Source organism: Flavobacterium esculini (assembly GCF_048284325.1).
Taxonomy (GTDB): Bacteria; Bacteroidota; Bacteroidia; order Flavobacteriales; family Flavobacteriaceae; genus Flavobacterium.
In genome coordinates, this window is sequence record NZ_JBLVPI010000007.1 from 138,819 (window position 1) to 149,676 (window position 10,858).

The 10,858-nt window shown below is 33.2% G+C and carries 5 protein-coding genes; 3 read left to right on the forward strand and 2 right to left on the reverse strand.

The window, feature by feature from the left end:
- Window positions 1-33: 33 nt before the first annotated feature.
- Window positions 34-1,989 (forward strand): polysaccharide biosynthesis protein, encoded by a 1,956-nt coding sequence (locus ACNQGG_RS08315; RefSeq protein ID WP_417963026.1) that lies wholly within the window; start codon window positions 34-36, stop codon window positions 1,987-1,989.
- A gap of 556 nt (window positions 1,990-2,545) precedes the next feature.
- Here ACNQGG_RS08315 and ACNQGG_RS08320 read toward each other — a convergent pair.
- Complete coding sequence (locus tag ACNQGG_RS08320; protein ID WP_417962928.1) at window positions 2,546-3,286, reverse strand: tyrosine-protein phosphatase; 741 nt, start codon at window positions 3,284-3,286, stop codon at window positions 2,546-2,548.
- Between the two features lie 859 nt (window positions 3,287-4,145).
- Entirely contained in the window at window positions 4,146-5,348 is a 1,203-nt protein-coding gene (locus ACNQGG_RS08325) for a DUF6600 domain-containing protein (protein ID WP_417962930.1), read from the reverse strand.
- Window positions 5,349-6,135: 787 nt separating this feature from the next.
- Between ACNQGG_RS08325 and ACNQGG_RS08330 the strand changes: the two genes are divergently transcribed.
- Both ACNQGG_RS08330 and ACNQGG_RS08335 read left to right on the forward strand, forming a co-directional pair.
- Window positions 6,136-8,859, forward strand: coding sequence for a hybrid sensor histidine kinase/response regulator transcription factor (locus ACNQGG_RS08330; RefSeq protein WP_417962932.1), 2,724 nt, complete (start codon window positions 6,136-6,138; stop codon window positions 8,857-8,859).
- 400 nt (window positions 8,860-9,259) lie between these two features.
- Window positions 9,260-10,798 carry a glycoside hydrolase domain-containing protein gene (locus tag ACNQGG_RS08335; protein WP_417962934.1) on the forward strand — a complete coding sequence of 513 codons (1,539 nt, stop codon included), beginning with the start codon at window positions 9,260-9,262 and terminating at the stop codon, window positions 10,796-10,798.
- Window positions 10,799-10,858 lie beyond the last annotated feature (60 nt).

A 10,858-nucleotide genomic window follows, 5' to 3' on the forward strand; every position in this document is an offset into this window, starting at 1 on the left:
TAGTTAATCTTTAAAAAAAAAACTTTGAGTACTATTAAAAACAAGGGGCTATCATCTAGTCCTAATTTTTTTTCAAGAGAAAATTTAAAATTTAATATTCATAATTTAAGCTATCTGCCCAGATGGATTATTATTATGATCGATTTTTCGGTTTTAGTACTTGCGTTTTTTTTTACTATCCTAATATTTAAGGGAACTGGATTAGACTACATTATTACGCCACAAAGATATTTATTCATAAGTTGTTTTTTTGGTATTAATATTTTCTTTTTTTGGTTGTTTAGGACCTATTCTGGAATTATTAGGCACTCTTCCTATATTGATGCCGTTAAGCTTTTGTTTTCACAAATGGCTGTGCTCGTTCTATTTCTTTTCTTAAACTTTGGTTACGAGTTGTTTTATGGACAAAAAGCATTTTTAAATACTGCTTTTTTTATCAATATAGTACTTTCTTTTTGCGGATTGTTTTTATATCGTGTCATAATCAAACGAACTTTTGAAATTTATTTTTCAGAACGAGGGTCGAATAAATTAATCAGAACGATAATTTATGGTACAGATGCGAATGCAATATCGGTTGCAAAAGCTTTAAAAGTTGAAACCCCTTCCCGTTTTAAAATTGTTGGGTTTGTCGATAAAAACAATCAGAACGCCACCAAAAGAATGTTGGATTTGCCCATATTGGTTAAGAAGAAAAAACTACCACCATTAATGCGTTCCGTTAATGCTCAGGCTGTTATTATTGCTGATAAAAGTTTATCAAAAGAAGAGCGATTGGTTATTGTAGATCAATGTTTAGAATTCAATTATACAGTGTACACGGTGCCATTGATTTCTGATTGGGAGAATCAAAAAGAGATTAGCCAAAAAGTAAAGAGTATTCAAATTGAAGATTTACTGGAAAGAAAGCCTATAGTGTTAGATAATAAATCAATATCCAAACAATTAAAAGATAAAACCGTTTTAATTACCGGAGCAGCAGGGTCCATAGGGAGTGAAATTGTTCGTCAAGTATTAGGTTTTAGTCCTAAGGTTGTTATTATTTTGGATCAGGCAGAAACACCGTTGCATCACATGTGTTTGGAGATGAGTGGTTTGGATTCTAATTCTAAAATGCACACCGTTATTGCTGATGTAAGGAATAAAGAAGCTATGAATAGTGTCTTTAAAAAATATGCGCCACAAGTTGTTTTTCATGCAGCTGCTTATAAGCATGTTCCCTTAATGGAAGAAAATCCTTCTCAGGCCATTCTCACCAATGTAGAAGGGACAAAAATTCTTGCCGATTTATCGTGCTTTTATAAGGTTAAAAAATTTGTAATGGTATCGACTGACAAAGCAGTAAACCCAAGCAATGTAATGGGAGCCAGCAAAAGAATAGCTGAAAAGTATGTGCAGTCCTTACAATTGAAGAGTAAGGATAACGGAGAAAAAAATGCAACAAAATTCATTACGACTCGCTTTGGAAATGTATTAGGATCTAATGGTTCAGTTGTTCCATTGTTTACCAAGCAAATTGCAAATGGAGGTCCAATTACGATTACACATCCAGATATTATCAGGTACTTTATGACCATACCAGAGGCCTGTCAATTAGTTTTAGAGGCTGGAGCCATGGGTAATGGAGGAGAAATTTATATTTTTGACATGGGGAAACCCGTTAAAATTATCGATTTGGCCCGAAAGATGATTAAGTTAGCTGGTTTTATACCAGAAAGGGATATAAAAATACAAATTGTCGGATTAAGACCCGGAGAAAAATTATACGAAGAGTTGCTTAATGATACCTCAAAAACATTGCCTACCTACCATGAAAAAATTATGATTTCTGAAGAGATTCTAGACGATTTTGAAGTTTTGAATACCGATATTGAAGAACTTATAAGGATAGCGAATCATTTTGATAATGACCAAATTGTGCTTAAAATGAAAAAAATTGTTCCCGAGTTTAAAAGTATGAATTCCACTTTTGAATTATTAGACAAGTAATAATTTATTTTAAAACGGTTTGCTCAAAAAAAGCTTACAAAGAACTATTCTTTGTAAGCTTTTTTAGTTTAAAATAGTGCTTAATTTGAACTCATTGTAATGATGAAGGATATAGTTTGTACAATGGTTCTCGATGCGATTTTTAAAGCTAATTGTGTCGTTTGTTTAGGAATATTATCTTAGCTTTAAAATCACTCGAACTGACGAAGTGTTTGTTTAGATGAGGTTTTGGTTTTGCAACGGTTCTCGATACAATTTTATAAAAATGCTGTCGCTACTTTATAAAATCACTCGAACTGACGAAGTGTTTGTTTAGATGAGGTTTTGGTTTTGAAAGGGTTCTCGATGCAATTTTATAAAAACGCTGTCGCTACTTTATAAAATCACTCGAACTGACGAAGTGTTTGTTTAGATGAGGTTTTGGTTTTGCAACGGTTCTCGATACAATTTTATAAAAATGCTTTCGCTACTTATAAAATCACTTGAACTGACATGATAGGCTATTGATGTGTATTGGCAACATCATTTCGAGATTTTTTCACTTCCAAAAAACGGATTACTCAAACTTAAAAAACTGATTGTTGGCAATGGCTTCTTTCAGCGGGACTATATCTTTTAGTTTTACTTTTTGACCGAAGGACGCAATATGATTGTTGTGATGTACATCAGAGCCTACATAATCATACATTCCTTTTTGTAGTAATTGTTCTGCTATTTTAGTGATTTCGGGACCATAATACCCAACAACCGATAGTAAATTTAACTGAAACAAGCAGCCAGCTCTTTTCAGTTTTAGATACTCATTAAAATTGTTATGATAAAATAAATACCGTTCCGGATGAGCTAAAACAGGAATGTATCCCGCCACCTGTAAGTCAAATAATATGGAAAACAATTGAATGGGAGCATTGATATAGGACATTTCTACCAATACATAATTGTCTTTGAGCGTCAATAAATCGTGTGATTGAAAAAGCCTTACAAACTGATCATCCATCAGGTACTCAGCGGCAGCTTTAAAAGGAACAGTAATAGTCTGTTTTTTTAAATCAGATGCTGTTGTTGTGGCATTGGATAGAATCTGTTCATGCGTATTGTCCCATACATGCTGAATAATGTGCGGAGTTGTAATAAACTGTGAAACTCCAAATCCTTGAAGCGCTTTGGTTAGTCTTAGTGTATCCTCAAAATTTTTGGCGCCATCATCAATACCCGGCAAAAGATGCGAGTGAATATCGATGTGGTTGTCCGGAATTAAATCCTTAAGTAAGGGTTTTGATTTGAAAAGTGAAAACATGGTGCAAATGTAGAAAAAAGTAATCAGTATTTAATGTTCACTTTGCAGATTTCAGTTGTTAGAATCGGTATTAAGACTTCACTGAACAGCTTTCTATTTGTGTGTCAGGGGTGTTATTTAAACCTCTAGCTTTTGAAATATTTGTATTTTTGTTAAAGGGATGAAATCCCGACATGATGTATTGTTCTTAACTGTCTGCAAAGAAATAATAACATAGCTAGCAAAGCAAAAAACGACAACTAAAAGTAATTTTTGTTGTCGTTTTTTACGGAGATACTTACTGTAAGTATAGATTGAAAATTAAATAGTCGATAATCATTATTTTTTAAGATTAAATTTTAATTTTTTTTCAATTAATGGAGTTAACACAACAATTATCGCCATCCGCCCGGGACCCAACGATACCCGCGACGAGTTTGAATCCAATGACCGGTTTCATAATAACGGCCTTGACGCGGTATAATCCAATTGCCCTCCCTATGATAATAAGTGCGTGTTCTATTGTCCCAATACCAGTTGCCTTCTATCCAGATATGGCTACTGCTGGGACGCGGTGGTCTATATGTTTCTTGGTACGAAGGTTCTACTGAAACATAGCCCGCTGAACACGCATTAAACAATGATATGATTATTACTAAACTGATTGTATAAATTAATTTTTTCATGGCCTTAATTTTAAGTGAATTAAAACGTTTCCATTTCACTTCATTTTTCAATGATATGTAATTTAAAGAATAAATTTATTTTATACTCTGAAATTTCGATTCCCGGCCATTTCAATAGTCCACTTTAATATTGGAACAGCAGCCTTTTATCGGATGGAATGATGAAGTAAGTAATTTTGTTAGTACTTCGCTTACTAATCATCTCGTCGTCCCTGTTTTTGTTGTGGTTTCGCTTGTGGTTGCATTCGCTGCTGTCTGACCTGCTGATCTCTTGCCTCCTGCTGCATTCGCTGCTGTCTGGCCTGCTGTTCTTTAGTCTCCTGCTGCATTCGCTGCTGTCTGGCCTGCTGTTCTTTAGTCTCCTGCTGCATTCGTTGCTGTCTGGCCTGCTGTTCTTTAGTCTCCTGCTGCATTCGTTGCTGTCTGGCCTGCTGTTCTTTAGTCTCCTGCTGCATTCGTTGCAGTCTGGCTTGCTGTTCTTTAGTCTCCTGCTCCATTCGTTGCCGTTGTCTTGCTGGCAGATCATTAGGTTGTCGTTGGGGTTCTTGCTGTCTGACTGGTTGATTTCCTCTCCGTGGCTGAGTTCTTTGCCCAGCTGGTTTTACATCTTTCAATGGGACCACTTTAGACGGGGCTGGTTCTCGTTCGGAAGCTCTGCGTTTTTCTACCCGGGGTCTATATATATGAAGTTCTCTGTTACTCAGATTCTGACCTGGTCTATTTCTTTCCCTTAGGGTTACTGTGGAAATTGTTTTACCAATTCGATTTTGCACCTCAGTTCTATTAGGCCCTGCATTGTATCTTACTTGAGTTGAATAGTCTCTCTGAATGTTATTTATCACTGTAGAATTGTTAATGATTGTAACATTATTTGATGAAGGAACATAATAATTATAAATATTAGTTCTTCCAAAATCCCTGTCTCGTACATATGTCCAATAATTGTAGGGCAAACGATAACCACTGCCATAGGCAATAGAAATACTTATACCTGGCCCTATTGGTGCCCATCCGTAATACCCCTCAGATCTTCTCCAGATGACCCATCCAGGTCCCCATTCATAACCTGGAATCCAAATCCATTCATGATAAGGATCATAATACCAGCGTCCATAATGAAAAGGCGCCCATCCCCATGAATAATTAGAAACCCAGGTCCAGCCAACATTAGTATATACCCAATATCCGTTAGTTCTGTAAGGGATAAATGCAGCAGATACATTGGGAACCCAAGCGTATCCATATTTTGGAGTATCAATCCAATAACCGTATGGACTTAAGTCATCATAAAAAATCTGGAAGTTAATGGATACCTGTGCAGCTGCTTTTTGAGGAATCATCAAGATAACCGAATTGACAGCAAGGAACAGAATAAAAATTTTAGCCGTTGCTTTCATAATAGTAATTGTTTAATTATCAGTTGATTAAAAACGCAATTAAAATTGTATCGTATTAAAGGTAAGCATTTTATAGATTATTGGCTGTTAAATAACTTTTAAAAAGCTTGCGTAATTTTCTGGAGCCCATTTGGCTCGGCTGATGGCGATGGCTATTGCAATCCCTTCATTGGTATGCCTATCTTCAAGTATAGCATTTGCTATTTCAATGGCTTATTCTATACTGTTGCAGGAAGGTTCTTTATGGAATTGAGGTAATCTGTTTTTGTCCACGGCATAATACTTGAATTTAAATTATTTTTTAATCTGCTAATTCTATAGTAAAGAAGTATATGAAAAACGGTGTTTAATCTAAAAATTTAATACACCAATTGCCCTATTCGGATACTAATCCGAATAGGGCATCTTTTATTTATCTAATATAAAATCTTACATTTCAAACAAAAAAATCTTTTTCTCTTGATGCCTGTGTATTTTCTTATTATTGACAAATTAAGTTACTAAAAAGAAAATCATTATGTAAAATGAAATAGTACTACCATTTTTTATATATTTGTCCATAATTGTAATAATCATTTTAAACTCAAAAGAAAATGATATTAGTTCGACAAAAAAGAACAATTACTACGCCATTTGAAATTATCATAATCAGGAATCATTTTTGTAAAGTTAAGAGCGTCTATAGTCACGGATACTATTATAGACATGATTTTGGAAAAATCAATTACAAGAATAACTGAAATCATTCTAAATTTTTTATATTGTTATTTTTATAATCATAAACCGTATGTCAAGAAGAGGCTGTTTTATACTACTGGCAAGTTTTATATGTATACTGAATTCCTGTAATTCATCAGAAGGTGATAGAAAGAAAATTTCTATTGGATTTTCACAAAGTGTGGATGACGATATTTGGAGAGCATCAATGAATCATGCAATGGAGGTTGAAGCTTCACTTCATCCAGAGGTTAGCTTGAAAATTTATAATGCGAATCGTCAACCCAAAAAACAGATTCATGATATTGAAAAGTTTATTGAAGATAAAGTAGATATTATCATAGTTTCTCCTTTTGAATCTGATTCTATTGTCCCAGTAATAGAAAAAGCAAAGAGTAAAGGTATTCCGGTAATTGTAGTTGATAGAAAAGTAAATACGACTAATTATACAGCGTATTTAGGTGCAGACAATATTGAGGTGGGACGATTAGCGGGGAAACATCTCGTTTCAATTTCTAAAGGACATGCAAATGTGATTCAAATTTATGGAGATTTAGATACATCGCCCGGTTTAGAAAGAAGCTCGGGGTTTAAACAAATTGTTCAACAATATCCGGGTATTAAAGTTTTTGACATCGATTCAGATGATTTTGGGCATCCAAAAAAAAATTATATAAAGTTATTAGATAGTCTGTCTAATATTGATTACGTGTATGCCTTTAATGATTTAATTGCGTATAACGCATGGAAAATTGCCAAGGATAAAGGGTTAGATAAAAAAATAAAATTTATAGGGGTTGATGGGCTTAATGGACCATTCGGAGGGATTCAATATGTTAAAGATAAAATTTTAGAAGCAACTGTTTTATACCCAACAGGCGGTAGCGAGGCGATACGATTAGCGTTGAAAATAGTCAATCAAGAAATTGTTCCTAAAAATAATAAATTGAATACGATATTGATTGACTCTCTTAATGCAGATATAATGAGCAATCAATTTGATAAAATAACAATTCAACAGTCTGATATTGAGCAACAACAAAAGATTATTAAAAATCAGGAAAAGAAATATTCAAGTCAGAGTAACCTTCTGAAACTTTTAATTTCTCTATTTATAATTGTGCTAAGTTTAGCGATATATAGTATTTATTCTGGAATTACAATTCGTCGTAAGAAGAAAGAATTAGAAGAAACGAATAAAAAAATTGTCAGTCAAAGAAACGAGATTGAAAAATTTTCTGAAGAATTAAAGCGAAGTAACGAAGCAAGACTTAATTTTTTTACAGGTTTGTCTCATGAATTCAAAACGCCGTTAACATTGATATTGAGTTCTATAGAATCTTTGGGGAATGAATTTAGAAATAAAGGGGTCTCCGTGAATAAGGAAATTAATTTGATGTATAACAACTCCAGAAGGTTGCTGCGGTTAATTAATCAATTATTAGACTATAGAAAAACAGAGGACCAAAAATTTACTTTGAGAGCATCAAAAACTAATATTTTAGATTTTTCAAAAAGTATTATTAGTGATTTTGATCGGGAAGCGAAGAAAAGAAATATAGATTTTTCATTGATAACTAACAATCCGGAATTAGAAGTTTATATTGATCGAAATCTAATGGATAAAGTCTATTTTAATTTGTTGTCAAATGCCTTTAAATTTACTCCTGAAAAGGGTAAAATTTCGATTGCAATAAAAGAAGATAAACCCAATAATTCCGTTAAAATTTACTTTAAAGATTCGGGTATAGGGATTCCAGAAAATGAGTTGAAGGAGGTTTTTAACGCTTTTTATCAAGGTTCAAATAATTACAGAAACAGTTCTGGAATAGGACTTCATTTATCAAAAAGTTTTGTCGATCTACACCATGGAAAAATAGAAATTAATTCAAAAAATGGAGCAGAATTCATAATTACATTACCATTAGGAAAAGAGCATCTTGATGAAAAATATATAATAAAAGAGCCAATGCTAGATTATGTTCATGAACCGGATTATCTGGATTCAGAGTTTATTCAAAGTATTGAACCCAAAAACACCGAAGATAAATATTCGATTCTATATATAGAGGACAACAAAGAGCTTTTAGATTTTGTGTCTCATAAATTTTCTGCAGAATATACTTTTTTTGCTTCTGATGGTACCAATGCAATTGAAAGAGCATTGGAATTAATTCCAGATATTATTATCTGTGATTTGAATTTGCCTGAAAAGAATGGTTTCCAAATTTGTGAAATACTCAAGAAAGATTTAAGAACGTCACATATTCCTATTATAATGCTTACCGCTTCGGATAATCAAGATTCCTATTTGAAGGCTCTAGAAAGTGGTGCCGATATCTTTTTGACAAAACCTTTTAATTTAAAAGTATTAGCCCAATCTATTAAAGGATTGCTCTTTAACAGAGAAAAGCTTCGATTTTATTATACCAATAGTATTTTAAATATTGAGGATGGTGATTTTGGTGTTTCTGAACAAGATTTTCTAAGAAAGTTGAATGATCTTATTGAAAAAAACTTGGATAATTCTGCTTACACCGTTGAAGATCTTGCACGGAGTTTAACTATTTCACGGGTACAATTGTATCGAAAAGTTAAAGCTATATTAGGAATTAGTGTCAGTGATCATATTAATAATATGCGATTAGATAAATCAAAAGAGTTGCTAAAAAAGGCGGACTTAAATATTTCAGAAATTGCATATGCGGTTGGTTTCTCCTCACCAAATTATTTTTCAACTTCTTTTAAAAATAAATTTGGTGTTACACCTAAAGAATATAAAAGTAAAAAATAGATGGTTTTCTATTGAACGGGTTTCTTCCTAAGAAAAATAGCGTAACATAATTGTATTTTAGGTAACATAAGAGCAACTACAGCAAAGTAGTTGCTCTTCTTTTTTTGTATCTAATTGTTTGGTAATTAGTGTGTTGTTTTGTTTTTGATGGTTTTTTGTAAACTAGCATATATAAGAGCAACATTCTTGATATAAAAACCAGTTTTTTAAAAATATCTTAGTAATTGAATTTAAGATTTAAACAGAACTAATTTTTTTGTTTCATTTTAAAGTGCTGATGCGAAAGATCTTGGGAGTTTTCAATTTCTTTTTGATCGCTTCGTTTTTCTGATAAAAATATTTAATCTGAGATTATCAAGGCTTTTTTGTGTACTTAATAATCCTCGCAAACTATCAAAATATGAAAATAAACCGTACGTTTTTATGCCTTCCACTTTGTTTAGCATTATTTAATAATTGCACTAAAGAGGATAAACCAACTGAAACCCCTATTGTAGAAACAAACGCTCCTGCGTGTCAAACTCCTAATGAATTGGATAATGCATATCGAACTTTCTTTAGACCCACAGTAGGCTGGGTTGGTGATCCTATACCATTTTATGAAAATGGAATATTCCATATTTTCTATTTGTATGATGCGAGAAATACATTGCCTACATTTCATCCTTGGTACAAAGTAACGACAACTGATTTTGCAACATTCACTGGCAATAGCGAAATGATTGCTACTGGAACCGCTACTGAGCAGGATGGAGCATTGGGTACAGGATCCGTTTTTAAATTGAATGGAATTTATTACGCTTTCTATACAGGACATAACGGAAATCTTGATCCTAAAGAAAAAATTATGCTTGCAACGTCTACAGATTTAAAAAAGTGGACCAAAGATACTTCCTTTTTGTTGCAGGCTTCTTGGGGATATGATCGCAATGAATTTAGAGATCCAATCGTCATTGAAGATAAAAGTACAGGGACGTATAAAATGTTGATTGCAACACGTTCTGAGGTTGGTTTAGTTTCTAATAGTACTGTGCCATGGCGGGCAGTTATTGCTCAATACAGTTCTGCTAATTTAAGAGATTGGACTTTGGAAAAACCATTTTATGAGGATGCAACTACCTTTATAACTGAATGCCCAGATGTATTTAGTATGGGTGATTATCAGTATTTGATTTATTCTAATATTGATGATCGAATGGTACACTATAAATACCGTTTACTGACTGCCAATACTTGGATTACTCCTGTAAATAATGCCTTAGATGGAATTGCTTTCTATGCTGGAAAAACAGTTACCGATGGTGTAAACCGATATATAACCGGATGGTGTCCTACTAAAAATAAAAATAGTGATGCTGCTGTTTTTGATTGGGCTGGATCGCTTGTAACGCATCGACTTGTTCAGCATCCAAATGGAACATTTGGCATTGCGATACCCAATGGTGTAGACAACAAGTTTATTATTAATGAAGCTTTAAATGCGAAAATAGGCTTTGGAACTACTAAGCAAGGAGATGTATATACATTGAAGGGTAGTGACACTGAAAAAGCATTCTCAGTGTTTGAAAGAAAAACGGGCGCATTTAAAATTAAAGCACATATAAAAGCGACATCATCCACTCAATTTGGTTTTGAATTTGGAGCCTGTGGAGCACGAAATGAAGTATTTGCCATTGTATTCGATTTAGCCAAAAATCAATTACGATTAGATAAGGTTATAAAAAATGCGTCTTCCTTAAATGTAACGAAGCTTCCGCTAAATGTTCCTGTTAATAAAGAGTTTGATATTACAATTATTTCTGAAAATTCGGTATGTGTGATATACATTAATGACGAAATAGCTTTTACAAATCGTATTTATAAAATGAATCAAAATCCGTGGGCTATTTTTGCTGATAATGGTGAAGTAACTTTTTCAGATTTAAAAATTTTTAAATAAAAGCAGGCTCTATACAAAATGTTGAACCCAGCCTTTGCAATCTTTATTACAACGCTTGTT